This is a genomic window from Salinivibrio sp. ML290 (assembly GCF_001995695.1).
Lineage (GTDB): Bacteria > Pseudomonadota > Gammaproteobacteria > Enterobacterales > Vibrionaceae > Salinivibrio > Salinivibrio siamensis.
Window position 1 is genome coordinate 179756 of record NZ_MUEY01000001.1, and the last position, 14026, is coordinate 193781.

13 protein-coding genes and 3 tRNA genes are annotated in these 14026 nt (G+C 50.1%); 8 read left to right on the plus strand and 8 right to left on the minus strand.

All coding sequences use genetic code 11. From position 1 onward, the window contains the following. Positions 1-146: 146 nt before the first annotated feature. The gene (locus tag BZG23_RS00920; RefSeq protein ID WP_077605881.1) at positions 147-1124 is read left to right on the plus strand and encodes a glutathione S-transferase family protein; all 978 of its coding nucleotides are present in this window, start codon (positions 147-149) and stop codon (positions 1122-1124) included. A 56-nt stretch (positions 1125-1180) separates the two neighbouring features. Here the strand turns inward: BZG23_RS00920 and BZG23_RS00925 are convergent. The 3 genes from BZG23_RS00925 to BZG23_RS00935 form a co-directional block, all read right to left on the minus strand. Continuing rightward, positions 1181-1265, minus strand: a tRNA-Tyr gene (locus BZG23_RS00925). A 22-nt stretch (positions 1266-1287) separates the two neighbouring features. Continuing rightward, positions 1288-1372, minus strand: a tRNA-Tyr gene (locus BZG23_RS00930). Between the two features lie 21 nt (positions 1373-1393). Next, a tRNA-Tyr gene (locus BZG23_RS00935) sits at positions 1394-1478 on the minus strand. Between the two features lie 286 nt (positions 1479-1764). Here BZG23_RS00935 and BZG23_RS00940 point away from each other — a divergent pair. Both BZG23_RS00940 and BZG23_RS00945 read left to right on the plus strand, forming a co-directional pair. After that, positions 1765-2886, plus strand: coding sequence for an efflux RND transporter periplasmic adaptor subunit (locus BZG23_RS00940; RefSeq protein WP_077578544.1), 1122 nt, complete (start codon positions 1765-1767; stop codon positions 2884-2886). Next, positions 2886-6035 (plus strand): multidrug efflux RND transporter permease subunit, encoded by a 3150-nt coding sequence (locus tag BZG23_RS00945; protein WP_077605882.1) that lies wholly within the window; start codon positions 2886-2888, stop codon positions 6033-6035. Before BZG23_RS00940 ends, BZG23_RS00945 begins: the two co-directional genes overlap by 1 nt. Positions 6036-6105: 70 nt before the next feature. On the opposite strand, the gene queC is transcribed toward BZG23_RS00945, so the two are convergent. Beyond that, positions 6106-6801: a 7-cyano-7-deazaguanine synthase QueC gene (queC, locus tag BZG23_RS00950; RefSeq protein WP_077605883.1), complete on the minus strand. Its 696-nt coding sequence runs from the start codon at positions 6799-6801 to the stop codon at positions 6106-6108. 181 nt (positions 6802-6982) lie between these two features. Here queC and BZG23_RS00955 point away from each other — a divergent pair, with 181 nt between their 5' ends. From BZG23_RS00955 to BZG23_RS00965, 3 genes are all read left to right on the plus strand, one after another. Further along, positions 6983-7507: an RES family NAD+ phosphorylase gene (locus tag BZG23_RS00955; protein WP_077605884.1), complete on the plus strand. Its 525-nt coding sequence runs from the start codon at positions 6983-6985 to the stop codon at positions 7505-7507. 89 nt (positions 7508-7596) lie between these two features. Continuing rightward, positions 7597-7854 carry a type II toxin-antitoxin system Phd/YefM family antitoxin gene (locus BZG23_RS00960; protein WP_077456206.1) on the plus strand — a complete coding sequence of 86 codons (258 nt, stop codon included), beginning with the start codon at positions 7597-7599 and terminating at the stop codon, positions 7852-7854. Next, positions 7842-8141, plus strand: coding sequence for a type II toxin-antitoxin system RelE/ParE family toxin (locus BZG23_RS00965; RefSeq protein ID WP_077605885.1), 300 nt, complete (start codon positions 7842-7844; stop codon positions 8139-8141). Before BZG23_RS00960 ends, BZG23_RS00965 begins: the two co-directional genes overlap by 13 nt. 75 nt (positions 8142-8216) lie before the next feature. Here BZG23_RS00965 and BZG23_RS00970 read toward each other — a convergent pair whose 3' ends face one another. After that, positions 8217-8651 carry an acyl-CoA thioesterase gene (locus BZG23_RS00970; RefSeq protein ID WP_231637397.1) on the minus strand — a complete coding sequence of 145 codons (435 nt, stop codon included), beginning with the start codon at positions 8649-8651 and terminating at the stop codon, positions 8217-8219. Between the two features lie 244 nt (positions 8652-8895). On the opposite strand from BZG23_RS00970, the gene dbpA reads away from it, so the two are divergent. Together dbpA and BZG23_RS00980 are read left to right on the plus strand one after the other, a co-directional pair. Next, positions 8896-10278 carry an ATP-dependent RNA helicase DbpA gene (gene dbpA / locus BZG23_RS00975; protein WP_077606008.1) on the plus strand — a complete coding sequence of 461 codons (1383 nt, stop codon included), beginning with the start codon at positions 8896-8898 and terminating at the stop codon, positions 10276-10278. Between the two features lie 123 nt (positions 10279-10401). After that, positions 10402-10896 carry a DUF1003 domain-containing protein gene (locus BZG23_RS00980; protein WP_077605886.1) on the plus strand — a complete coding sequence of 165 codons (495 nt, stop codon included), beginning with the start codon at positions 10402-10404 and terminating at the stop codon, positions 10894-10896. A gap of 25 nt (positions 10897-10921) precedes the next feature. On the opposite strand, the gene BZG23_RS00985 is transcribed toward BZG23_RS00980, so the two are convergent. From BZG23_RS00985 to BZG23_RS00995, 3 genes are read right to left on the minus strand one after another with little or no spacing between them, the layout of a single operon-like run. Next, a complete protein-coding gene (locus BZG23_RS00985) occupies positions 10922-12466 on the minus strand; it encodes a tripartite tricarboxylate transporter permease (protein ID WP_046073628.1) in 1545 nt (514 codons plus the stop codon). Positions 12467-12469: 3 nt separating this feature from the next. Next, complete coding sequence (locus BZG23_RS00990) at positions 12470-13000, minus strand: tripartite tricarboxylate transporter TctB family protein (protein ID WP_241828640.1); 531 nt, start codon at positions 12998-13000, stop codon at positions 12470-12472. A gap of 21 nt (positions 13001-13021) precedes the next feature. After that, on the minus strand, positions 13022-13999 hold the full coding sequence (locus BZG23_RS00995; RefSeq protein ID WP_077605887.1) for a tripartite tricarboxylate transporter substrate binding protein: 978 nt from the start codon (positions 13997-13999) through the stop codon (positions 13022-13024). Between the last annotated feature and the right edge of the window lie 27 nt (positions 14000-14026).

Below are 14026 nucleotides of genomic sequence, written 5' to 3' on the forward strand. Positions count from 1 at the left end.
ACAAGCAATCAGACAAATTCTCACAAGACCATGACATTGTTGATAGTGTAAGGGTTGTTCAGCTTTTTCGAATAACTCCAACAAGTTGCTCTGCCGACTTTCCTTAGCGCGCTTCTTATACTGCTGATAGTAAAAAAGGAGGACATATGGGAAAACTGATAGACGGTATTTGGCATGATGTATGGTATGACACCAAGTCGTCGGGTGGTCGATTTGTCCGTGAAGACGCGGGCTTTCGTCATTGGGTGACCGCTGATGGCCAAGCTGGACCAAGTGGCGATGCGGGCTTTAGCGCTGAATCAGGCCGCTATCATCTGTATGTTTCTCTTGCTTGTCCATGGGCACATCGCACCCTGATTATGCGCCATTTAAAAGGACTTGAGCCTCATATAGCGGTTACGGTCGTCGCGCCTGAGATGCTAGAACATGGCTGGACGTTTTCTGAGCCAGAGCCGCTGTATGGATACGACTATGCCCATCAGCTCTATACCCACGCGAAGCCTGATTACACCGGTCGAGTCACCGTTCCGATTTTATGGGATAAGCAAACTCAGACGATTGTCAGTAATGAATCCGCTGACATTATTCGAATGTTTAATTCGGCGTTTAATGATATGACGGGCAATCATGACGATTATTACCCAGACAACCTGCGTGCGGCGATTGATCAGTGGAACGAGTTTGTTTACCCCAATGTGAATAATGGCGTGTATAAATGTGGCTTTGCCACCGAACAAGAGGCTTATGAAGAAGCCTTTGATCAGTTATTCACTGCATTGACGGTGTTGGATGATCATTTAAGTCGCAATCGTTATCTTGCTGGAAATCAGATCACAGAAGCAGACTGGCGGCTGTTCACCACGTTAATTCGCTTTGACCCCGTCTACGTGGGCCATTTTAAGTGTAATAAGCAACGTATTGCCGATTACTGCAATTTATTCTGTTACATGAAAGAGTTATTCCAAGTGCCAGGCGTGGCAGAGACAGTCGATATGCACCATATCAAAACCCATTATTATTACAGCCACGGCAACATTAACCCGACGCGCATTGTGCCGAAAGGACCAGAGCAAGATTTGTGGTCGCCGCATGGGCGTGCATCAGTCAGCTCTCGTGGCAAGTGATTGAGCCGTTGACAAAAAACAACGAAAAAGGGCCAGCAAATGCTGGCCCTTAAAGATGGTGGTGGAGGAAGGATTCGAACCTTCGAAGGCTGAGCCGTCAGATTTACAGTCTGATCCCTTTGACCGCTCGGGAACTCCACCATGGAGTCTTGCTTTGTAAAAGTGGTGGTGGAGGAAGGATTCGAACCTTCGAAGGCTGAGCCGTCAGATTTACAGTCTGATCCCTTTGACCGCTCGGGAACTCCACCACGGAGTCTTGCTTTATAAAATGGTGGTGGAGGAAGGATTCGAACCTTCGAAGGCTGAGCCGTCAGATTTACAGTCTGATCCCTTTGACCGCTCGGGAACTCCACCACGCGAACGAGGCGAATCTTATCAAACCGACTGGAGCTGTAAAGGGTTTTCTCTGTCCCGATTAGTGGTTGGTGCTTTTTTCAGCGTCTTGCGTGCGAAAAACGGTGTAAGTGAGCTTTTTTGATGTTTTTTGAAACCTGGCTGTCCTTACACAGTCTTACCTCTGTCTCGCTTTATCGCACAATCCTATGTAATAACGATAAAAAACAGTGTCTTTACAATTCTTTAAGGACAAAAAAATGCAGATCAGTACACTGGTGCTATCCAACATATAAGGTACATGGCAATGAAAAAGTGGATGCTATTGGGCGTCGTGGTATTGGCGGGCGTCGCGTTCTGGAAGTGGGGCGATATCCAGCCCTCGAGCGAGGAGGCCTCTGCGCCACCACCGGGGGCACGATCTGTGGATGTGATGACGGCACAAGTGGAAACCAAACCGGTTGCGCCGTCGTTGTCATTGGTGGGCAATGTTAAAGCCCATCAGCAGATTGATATTGAGTCAGAAGTCTCGGCGCGCATTGAAACTGTGCATGTAAAACCGGGCGAGACGGTTGAAAAAGGGGCGCCTTTGGTGACCTTTAATCGCGCCAAAGCCCAAGCGGCGGTGTTGGAAGCGTCGGCTTATCTCAATGATGAGCAGCGCAAGCTAAAGGAGTACACCAAGCTGGCGCAACGTGGTGCCTTAACACAAACCGAGTTGGATGCGCAGCAAGCCAGTGTCAATATCGCCAAGGCCCGTTTGCAATCGGCGCAATCTGATCTAGATGATCACCGTTTAATTGCGCCTTTTTCTGGTCGCATTGGTTTGTTTGATTTAAGCGTCGGCCAGCGCGTGGATGTGGGCGAAACGCTTTTTAGTCTCGACAACCTGTCACGCATGAACCTTGATATTCAGGTGCCAGAGCAATACGTCGGACTGCTTTATCCCAATATGCCAGTGGCGGTCACCTCGCAAGCGTATCCCGATGATGCCTTTACCGGCACGGTGAGCGTGGTGGACTCTCGAGTGGATAAAGACGCGCTATCAGTCAGTGTTCGTGTGGCGCTGGATAACCCTGAACGCCAATTGCAGCCCGGCATGCTGATGGAGGCGAAACTGACTTTGCCGGAGCAGCAAGCGGTGATTGTGCCTGTGCAAGCTCTGCAGTATTCCGGTACGCGTCGCTATGTCTTCCGCGTTGATGACGAAGGCATTGCCCATCGTACCGAAATTACCCTTGGCGCGCGGATTGATAACCAAGTGGTGGTGAGTAAAGGACTTGAACCCGGTCAGCACATTGTGGTGCAAGGTTTGGTGAATATGCGCGATGGGGCGCAAGTGTCTGTATTAAATGCGGAAGCACCGAAAAATCCAGAAGATGACCAAAGCCGTATCGATGATACCGTGTCTGAGACGGAGGCCAGCTAATGTGGTTGTCTGATGTCTCAGTGAAACGGCCAGTGATGGCGATCGTATTGAGCTTGTTGTTATGTGTCTTTGGCGCGGTTTCTTTCTCGACCTTGTCCGTGCGTGAGATGCCTGATATCGATAGCCCGGTGGTGAGTATTTACACCGGATATTCTGGCGCCTCGGCCAGCATTATGGAAAGCCAAGTCACGCAGTTGATTGAGGATGAGCTTTCCGGCATTAGCGGCATTGAAGAGATCACCTCGGTCAGCCGCAATGGCTCATCACGGATCACGGTGGAATTTAAACTCGATCACCCTCTGACCGAGGGGGTGAGTGATGTGCGTGATGCCGTGGCGCGCGCGCAAGGGGGACTGCCTGATGATGCCAATGATCCGATTGTGTACAAAGACAACGGCACCGGTGAAGCGGCGGTTTATATCAACTTGGCCTCGTCAGAGATGGACCGCAACCAACTGACGGAATACGCCCAACGTACGCTGGAAGATAGATTCAGCTTGATCTCTGGGGTGAGCTCGGTCGATTTATACGGCGCGCTGTATAAAGTGATGTATGTGAAGCTGGATCCCACCCAAATGGCGGGGCACGGTGTCACCACCCAAGATATTCTTGACGCATTGCGGGATGAAAACTTAGAGAGTCCGGGCGGGGAAATCCGCAATGACGTGATGACCATGCCAGTGCGTAGCGATCGTTTATATCGTGACGCAGAGGATTTTAAACAACTGGTGGTACGCACCACGGCGAATGGCACCGCGATTTATTTGTCGGATGTGGCGGAGGTGGCCATTGGCTCACGCAACGAAGATGCCACCTATAAAAACAATGGTATCAATAATTTAAGTTTGGCGCTGATCCCACAATCCGATGCCAATCCGCTCGATATTTCTGACCGCGCTCATAAGCTTGTCGATGAGATGCAGGCCTTCCTGCCCGAAGGTACGCGTCTTTGGGTGGATTACGATACTACGGTATTTATTGAGCGCTCGATTGAGGAAGTGTATAGCACCCTCTTTATCACTGGGGCGCTGGTGGTATTAGTCCTGTATATCTTTATCGGCCAAGCGCGCGCCACCTTGATCCCAGCAGTGACTGTGCCGGTATCCTTGATATCCGCCTTTATCGTTGCCTCAGCGATGGGCTTTTCGATTAACTTGCTGACCTTAATGGCGCTTATTCTCGCGATAGGCCTCGTGGTGGATGATGCCATTGTGGTGGTCGAAAATATCTTCCACCACTTACAACAAGGCGATAAACCCTTGGTGGCCGCTTACCGTGGCGCACGGGAGGTGGGTTTTGCAGTGATCGCCACCACCGCGGTGTTGGTGATGGTGTTCCTCCCCATTACCTACATGGATGGCATGATTGGTAAGTTGTTCACCGAGTTTGCAGTGATGCTCGCCGTCACCGTGCTCTGTTCGTCCTTAATAGCGTTGACGCTTACGCCGGTGCTTGGCAGTAAATTGCTGCGCTTAAATGTGACATCTAGTCCTGTGAACCGCGTGATCACCCGTGGGTTTGATGTGCTTGAAAGTTACTATCGCCGAGTATTGGCACATGTCCTGCGTTGGCGTTGGATTGCGCCTGTGGTTATCTTGCTCTGTATTGGCGGCAGTGGCGTGCTGATGCAACACTTACCGTCGCAATTAGTGCCACAAGAAGATCGCGGGGTGCTGCTGGCGTTTGTCCGTGGTGCGGAAGGCACGGCGTACAACCGTATGGTGGGCAACATTGAGCAAATTGAGCAGCGCTTAATGCCTTTGGTCGAGGCGGGGACCCTGAGCTCGGTCAGCTTACAAACACCAGCGTTTGGTGGTCGGGCCGGCGATCAAACGGGCTTCGTGATCATGCTATTGCCGGATTGGGATGAGCGCGACCGCTCCGCTCAAGCCATTCTCGGAGAAGTGCGTCAGGTGTTAAATGGTGTGCCAGATGTGCAAGTGTTCCCGTTTGCGCCTGGCTTTGGGGGCGGTAGTTCAGAGCCCGTGCAGTTTGTGTTAAGTGGTCCAGACTATCCTGAACTTCATCGCTGGGCGGAAAAATTGGGCGAAATGGGCCGCGAGGCAGGCATGATTGACAGCCCTGATTATGACTACAACCAAAACACCCCTGAGTTGGTGGTCAAAGTAGACCGTCGTCGCGCCGCTGAACTTGGGATTTCGGTGCGGGATGTCTCCGATACCTTAGAGGTGATGCTCGGTGGTCGTGCCCAGACCAGCTATGTGGATCGTGGTGAAGAATACGATGTGTATGTACGCGGCGATGAAAAGGCCTTTAGCAGCAAAGGGGATCTTACCCGTATTTATATGCGTAGCCGCAGCGGCAAGTTAGTCTCGCTGGATGCAGTGACCACGGTGGAAGAAACAGCGTCCGCGCAGCGTTTAAGCCATACCAACAAGCAAAAGTCGATCACCTTATCGGCGCATTTAGGCGAGGATGTGACACTGGGTCAAGCACTCGATTATCTCGATAAAATCGCGGCTGAGAACCTGCCGGCCGATATCTCGGTGGGCTATTCAGGGGAGTCGAAAGATTTTCGTGACAACCAAACCAGTGTGCTGGTGGTGTTCGGTTTAGCGCTCTTGGTTTCGTACTTGGTGTTAGCGGCGCAATTTGAAAGCTTTATCAACCCCTTGGTGGTGATGTTGACGGTGCCCATGGGGATGCTAGGCGGCTTTTTAGGCCTGTGGCTGACCAACCAAGGGATCAATATCTACAGCCAAATTGGTTTGATTATGCTGATTGGGATGGTGACCAAAAACGGTATTTTGATCGTGGAGTTTGCCAACCAACTGCGTGACCGTGGCATTGCATTTGATAAAGCGATTATCGATGCGTCAGTCCGTCGCTTGCGACCGATTTTGATGACGGCGTTTACCACTTTGGCGGGGATGATCCCACTGATCCTCTCCACTGGCGCGGGGGCGGAAAGTCGTATCGCGGTTGGGACGGTGATCTTCACCGGCATGGCCTTTGCGACCTTTGTTACCTTGCTGGTGATCCCGGCGATGTATCGCTTGCTCTCCATTCATACTCACTCGCCTGAGTATGTGGCGCAGCAATTGGATAAAGCGCTCGCGATGGAAACTGTGCATCGGGCCAGTCATGGTGAGTTTGATACCCATCCGCATGATGAGCCGCATAAATAACCGCTATTGTATTATCGATACAAAAACCGCCTCATTGCGAGGCGGTTTTTTATGTTTTGTCGCTGCGCTATTACGCGTTTTCGGCTTGTTTGCGTTGTAGTGCGGCTTGCACGTCCGCTTGGTTGGTGAGGTAGTCATCTAAGCCACGCTGACGCAAGTGACAGGCTGGACACTCGCCACAGCCAGTGCCTTTAATGCCGTTATAACAGGTTAGGGTGTGGTCGCGTACAAAATCGAGGGCATGATACTGGTCGGCCAGTGCCCAGGTCTCAGCTTTATTCAGCCACATCAATGGTGTGACTAAGGCGAGTTTTCTGTCCATGCCTTGCTCAAGGGCTTGCTGCATCGATTGAATAAAATCATTGCGACAATCAGGGTAGCCAGAAAAGTCAGTTTCGCAGACACCGGTGATCACCGCCTCAGCGCCAATTTGATAGGCGTAAATGCCTGCCAAAGTCAAAAACAAGATATTACGACCCGGCACAAAGGAATTGGGCAGGCCGTTTTCGTTCAGTGCATTGGAAACGGGAATGTTGTCGCGTGTGAGCGAGCTAATCGCCAATTCATTGAGCAAACCAGCATCCAGTACCTTGTGCGCACTGACGTTGCGGTTTGCAGCAATCTCACGGGCAACGTCAATTTCTTGCTTGTGGCGCTGGTTATAGTCGAACGTGAGGCAATGCACTTCGTCGTACTCTGCCTGCGCTTGAATCAAACAGGTGGTTGAATCCTGTCCTCCGCTAAATACCACAACGGCTTTTTTCATCGGTTTGTCCTTTGGCGGTGCTACTTACCCAGTGTTACACAGAGCACGGATGGTACCCCTGTGCGGTATCGACAGCAAGCCAGACGCGACGATGCAATCCGTTAGTCGGCACGCAATTTGCCTCCTCTTTGTTTGCTAAGCTACGCCTTGATGGTTGATTTATAAAGGACATTCACAAGTTATGGACGTACTTGAACCGCAAGCAATCCCCCGCCTGTGCCGCACGCCTATCTCGGGTATTTTTGTCAGAGTATGTCACCCTGAGCACATAGACGCCGCTTTGATGCGAGAAAGTAAAGACAGACCGAACGGTCGGTATAATCGTCAGGGTGAAAGTGCGCTGTATTTGACTGAGAGTGTAGAGAGTGCGAGCGTGGCAATGCAAAAGCACGCCAGCCAGATCACAACGCCACGCGTGCTTGTGCGGTATCAGGTTGACCGCTGTGAGCTGGTAGATTTGCGTCATCCTGAACTTCAGCAATACAAAGCCTTATCCAGCATTGATTGGCAAGCCGCCTTGGCAAAAGGTGAATCACCATCCAGTTGGTGGGTGGCCGATACGCTGAGAAGTGGTAATGAAATTGGCTTAATTGACCCGTCGCGAAAAGATCCCAGCACTTGGCATATCACCTTGTTTCGCTGGAACGCCCCAGGCGCACCGTCCGTGACCAGAGTGGGCGAGCCTGAAGAGATTAGTTTGAAATGACGATCGCTGATAAGGCGAATCAAAAAACTTTTTCAGTGACACTTAAGTGCTATAATACTGATACTTTAATACCACTATCCGGGCGAGCGATGAAAGTAGAACTTGTGACCACACTGAAGCGTCAGGCAACCAAAATTTTGTCTGAATTGAAGGCGAATAAAGAGCCAGTTTTGATCACCGAACATGGTAAGCCTTCAGCGTACTTATTAAGTGTGGATGATTACGAATTAATGCAGAGCCGTCTTGCTATCTTAGAAGGGATCGCGCGTGGCGAGCGCGCCATTACCGAAGAGAAGCTTTTGAGTCATCATGATGCCAAGGAACAAATGTCCAAATGGCTCAAATAGTTTGGACTGAGCCTGCGTTGGCGGATCTGAATGACGTTGCTGAATATATTGCACTGGACAATATGGTTGCAGCGAAAGCACTAGTGCAAGCGGCCTTTACCGCAGTGGAGCGGTTAGTGCTTTTTCCTGATTCTGGTCGAGTGCCACCTGAACTACCGCACTTGAATTATCGAGAGGTGGTGGTGAACCCTTGTCGTATTTTCTACAAGCAAGAAGAAGACACGGTGTTTATCTTATTCGTCATGCGTTCAGAGCAGGATCTACGTAAGTTCTTACTATCGCGTTAAATCTGTCATTACACTCAAAAATCGCTATTGATTACCAACTGCGCGTCAGGCAACGCGCAGTGCTTGTCTCTATGCTTACTGTTTCGCCACAAAGGCTTTTAACCCTTCGAGCGTCTCGGCTGGGATAGGGCAGCTTTTACCGGTTTTAAAGTCGCAATAGACAATCAAGGCCTCGCCCTCGGCCACACAGCGTTCTTGATTGTGACTGTAGATTTCATACTTCATCGCATAGCGCTTTTCTTGAATATCCTCGACCCAAGCGACGGTGGTGATGGTATCTGGATACACCAAAGGGGCGCGATAATCGCAGCGGGTTGAGGCGACCACGGGGCCAACATGCAGTCGTTTGGCTAGCTCGAATACTTCCAGTTTTTCAAGCATCACCACACGTACATCTTCAAAATAGCGAAAGTACACGGTGTTATTGATGTGTTGCAGGGCATCCATGTCGTTCCAGACAATCGCCTGCGTATGAGAGAGCGGGTAGTTTTCTACTGGGATATTTGCCACAAGACAATCCTCCTTAATTGTGTGCCTTGATTGCACACCAAGCACAATGACAAGACAAGCCGCGTAAAGGTAAATACGGAGCTTGGTCTAACAATTACGCAACAAAATACATGAGGCGACAAAGCGGTTATCAAGTGTGTGGTGCTAATTGGTTAATGTGGCAGCAATCAGACTCTGGTATGATACGCCCCCTTTTTGGCCGTGCTTGGGCGCGTCATGATTTACTTTTGCTGTGGATACGACTTTGACTGATATCGCTTTTTCCTCGCTCGCGTTACCTGCTGATTTACTCGATAACTTGGTAACCTTGGGTTATACGCAGATGACGCCCATTCAGGCGCAGAGCTTACCGTCTGTGCTCAGTGGCAAAGACATTATTGCCCAAGCTAAAACTGGCTCGGGGAAAACGGCGGCATTTAGCTTAGGTGTGTTAGCCAAACTGAACGTGAAACGCTTTCGCGTGCAATCTTTGGTGTTGTGCCCAACCCGTGAGCTGGCCGAGCAAGTGGCGGTTGAGATGCGTAAGTTGGCGCGTGGTCGCCATAATGTCAAAGTGCTGACGCTGTGTGGCGGTGTATCGATTGGCCCACAAATTGGCTCATTGGAGCATGGTGCACACATTATTGTTGGCACTCCAGGGCGTGTGGATGACCATTTACGCAAAGGCACCTTGCGTCTCGATGACGTTGAGACCTTGGTGTTGGATGAAGCCGACCAGATGCTGGATATGGGCTTCCAAGATACCTTGGATGCCATCATTGCGCGTGTTCCTGCTCATCGCCAAACCTTGTTATTTAGCGCCACCTTCCCGCGCTCGATCAATGCGATTGCCCAGCGAGTGCTGAGCCACCCTGTCTCCGTTAAAGTGGATGAGGTGCAAACGCAAAGTACAATCACGCAACACGTTTATAAAGTCGATGACAACAAGCAGCGTTACCAAGCGTTAAAGCTACTGTTATTACATTTTCAGCCGCAAAGCTGTGTGGTGTTCTGTACGACCAAAGCTCAAACACAACAAGTTTGCGATAACCTAGAAGATGATGGTTTTAGCGCCGTTGCCTTGCATGGCGATATTGAACAGCGTGGCCGTGAGCGCACCTTGGTAAAATTTGCCAACAAAAGTGCGTCCGTGCTGGTGGCCACTGATGTGGCTGCGCGAGGCTTAGACATTGATGACATGGATATGGTGATCAACTATCAACTCGCCCACGATCCGCAAACTCATGTACACCGTGTCGGCCGTACCGGTCGCGCTGGCAAAAAAGGGGTGGCGTGTTCGCTATATAACGATGCCGAGCACTATAAGCTGGCGATGATTGGCGATCAGTATGACCGTGATTTTCTCCCCGAAGCCTTGCCGTCGCAGCATTTGCTCGACACTGCGCCTTACCAGCCTGAGATGGCAACCTTGATGATTGACTCAGGTAAAAAGCAAAAAGTACGCGCGGGTGATATTTTAGGTGCGCTGACGGGCCAAGCGGGCATTGATGGTAAGCAGGTCGGCAAAATTAATGTACTCGACAATGTGGCGTTTATTGCCGTGTCACAATCTTGCGTTAAAGCCGCATTACGTAAACTCAATGATGGAAAAGTTAAAGGTCGCACTATTCGCGCCCGCCGGATTTAGTTTGCATGATAAAGGATACTCTGTTTGCTAAGCCTCTAAGTTAATCTACTCTATTTCAATGGCTTAATGATAAAGTCTGCACGATACCTTGTTGGTGTCGTGCACGTTAGCATGGAGTGACAGATGAAAAAGTATTTTGAGAACTTAGCCAAAGCCTTGCTCGGCCAGCCGTTTGGTAGTCTTAGCTCGGGAGAAAAGAAAGTTATTGAGAGTATTGCTAACAACACGTCTGTCTCTGAGAACGTCAACAAGTCCTTTCATGAAAGTCTGACCACCGGGCAAATGGTGGCGGATAAAATTGCCTCATTTGGCGGTTCTTGGTCATTTATCGGGCTTTTCTTCGCATTCATCATTGGCTGGATTGTCGTGAATACGGCCTGGTTAGTGGGAGATGCATCATTCGATCCCTATCCCTTTATTTTGCTGAACCTTGGGTTATCCAGTCTGGCAGCTTTCCAAGCGCCGATCATCATGATGTCGCAAAACCGCCAAGCGGCAAAAGACAGGATGGAGCAAAAAGCCACCTACGAAATCAATCTAAAACTCGAGCTTGAACTAATGCGCCTGCACGACAAGTTTGATGCCCTGCAGACGCGGATAGATAAAGATACGGACTAGCGCATTAATACTTTTGTGTGTTTTATCAATCTGTCGCGTGCTCGGTCGCTTGGGTTGTACTGCTTTTCTTACCTCGTTTTTTATCCCAGACGGCGATAAAGCCAGGCAGTAACAAAGCGAGTACCGCTAACAGCATGATGGTAAGTGTTAGTGGCCTTTCCCATAGGAATGCATAGCTACCATCCGTCAGTGTCAGTGTACGGCTAAGATTTTTCTCCAATATATCGCCTAGAATAAACCCTAAAAGCATGGGAGCCATTGGAAAGTCTAGCAGTTTCAAAAAGGTGGCGATGATGGTGATGACGACCATCATTTGGATATCGAAGGCATTAAAACTGACCAGATAAACGCCCGTGATGGAGAAAAACAATATCAATGGGATTAAAATGGGGCGTGGGATCACCAACAGACGAGAGATGTAAGGGATCAGCGGTAGGTTGAGAATTAACAAAACCAGATTACCGAAGTACATCGAGATAATCACGGACCAGAACACATCAGGATTGTCGATAAAAAGGCGTGGACCGGGTTGAATGCCATAAGCGATTAGTGCCCCGAGCATAATGGCGGTCGTGCCAGAGCCCGGAATACCAAGCGTAAGTAGAGGAACAAAGGATCCTGTCGAGGCGGCATTGTTAGCAGACTCTGGGGCGGCAAGCCCACGCAACGCTCCGCGCCCAAATCTTTCTTTAAGTGCCTTAGGCGCAAAGTTTCTTTCCATGCCATAGCTTAAAAAGGCGGCGATCGTTGCACCTGCGCCGGGTAATACGCCAACAAGAAAGCCAAAAAATGATGAGCGACCGACGGTCGGGGCGACGTGTTTTATTTCTTCTTTGCTTAGCTTCATGCTGCCGAGTGAGGTCATATCGATCTGCGCGTCTTTTTCTTTGTGCTCCCCCCTCAGCACTGTCATCACAACTTCCGTTAATGCAAAGGTTGCCATTGCTAGTAATAAGAAGCTGATACCATCAATTAAATCGACATTTCCAAAGGTAAATCGTGGGCTGCCTGACATCACATCAATGCCAACTGTCGCGATCATCAGGCCAAAGACAGTCATCATCATGGCTTTAAGCACGCGCCCTTTACCGGAAAATGCAGCCACAGCCGTGAGTCCCAGCACCATAAGTGCAAAGTAGTCACTGGATTGAAAACTCAAAGATACTTTTGCTAGCGCAGGCGCGGCAAAGAGTAAGATGATGGCGCCGATCGTGCCACCGGTGAAAGAGGAATAGGCGGCAAGCGCCAAGGCTTTTCCAGCTTGTTTTTGTTGCGCCAATGGATAACCGTCAAACGCGGTCACAACGGTACTGGCACATCCCGGAGCGTTGATAAGAATGGAGGAAGTAGATCCGCCAAAAACGGCACCGTAGTAAACGCCAGCCATCAGAATAATACCGGATGATGGGTCGAGCCCGTATGTGATCGGGATCATTAGGGCAATCGCTGAAATGGGGCCGAGTCCGGGTAACATCCCTATAAAGGTGCCGGCAAAGCAGCCAACAATTACCATGAGTAAGTTGAAGGGCATGATAGCAGTACCAAGCCCAGACATAATTCCATCAAACATCGTTTACCCTCCTTGTGCTAGGCGAAAAAGTTGACCAGGAGCTAGATAGATATCGAGCATTTGGGTCAATAAAAACCAGAAGCTGATAGCAAAAGGGACGGAGGCCAAGAGAATAACTTTGGGGCGCCGCTCACCAAGCAACCAATAACCGCCAGCAAGAAACAGCGCGGTGGATACCAAAAAACCGACCCATTTCAGTGCAAGCGAAAACGCGACCATCAATAATAAAAGTTTGCCCATAAGCCAAAAATCGTAGCCGGCTAATGAAAGCGTTGAGTGTCGACTTTTTGTGGCGGTGAGCAACTGTAGTAGCGCGAGCACACTCCCTAATACGGCTAGAAAGTTGGGGAGGGTGCGGGCATGAAAGGGCTGAAACTCATCGCCAGGAATAAGCGCTATTTGATTAGCGTAATAACCGTAAGCAAGCGAAAAGCTCAGAAATATTAGGCCGCCGATATGGTCTTTGGTTATCGTCATTGGAGCTCCCTCTCTAGATGAACCAATAAAATGGAGAAGCAGCGCGCCAAGAAGCATGGCGACGCTGCGGTAAGGCGATTACATGAAACCAAGCTCAGTCATCAAGGCGCCGATTTCTTTTTCTTGTTGTTCAAGAAAGTGCATGAATTCGTCGCCAGGCTTATAGATTTCGGTCCAGCCGTATCGATCGCGCACGGATTTCCATTCAGGTGTGTCATACATCTCACCCAGTACTTGTGCATACTCTTTCGCACGTGCTTGACTGATTTCTGGGGAGCCAAAAAAGCCACGCCAGTTGACAAACGTCGCGTCGTAGCCCAGCTCTTTGAGGGTAGGCACATTGGGTGCAACGGGAGAGCGCTCTTCCCCTGTCATCGCGAGGATACGAACTTCACCTGCTGCTGCAAGCGTCAACKCTTCACTTAAACCGGTTGAGAGCACCTGAGTTTCGCCTGATAGCAACCCTGCCATGGCTTTACCTCCGGCATCGTAGGCGAGGTATTTGACTTGTCGTGGGTCGCCGCCACCTGCTTTAAATGCGAGCGCTGCCACTAAATGATCCATACTGCCGCGCGCTGACCCACCGGCAACAGAAACGGAACGAGGATCGTTGTTGTATTGCTCCACAAGATCGGTAAAGCTTTGGTATTTTGAGTCTTTGGGTACAACGAACGCAGCATAATCACCAATAGTGGCCGCTACTGGGGTCAAATCACGAAACGATTGCGGAAAAACTTTGGCAAGAGAGCGGATCACAATCGGTGTGGAGTTAACCATTAACGTGTCGGTAGATTGCTCAGCGGTTTGGATCAGGTACGCAATGGCCTTACCTCCGCCACCGCCGGACATGTTCTCGTACGAAACCTGTTCGACAAGCTCAGATTTAGAAAGTACTTCCCCGACGCCACGTGCTGTGCTGTCCCAACCACCACCCGCGCCACCTGGTACTAGAAAATGAATGTTGTCGACGCTCGCTTGGACGTTAATGCTTAGCGCGGCTGCTATCACACCTGCGACGATGGCTGTTGATTTACCTTTTCGATATTGCTTGAACATTGTGCTTCCTCATGTATTGATTGCTTC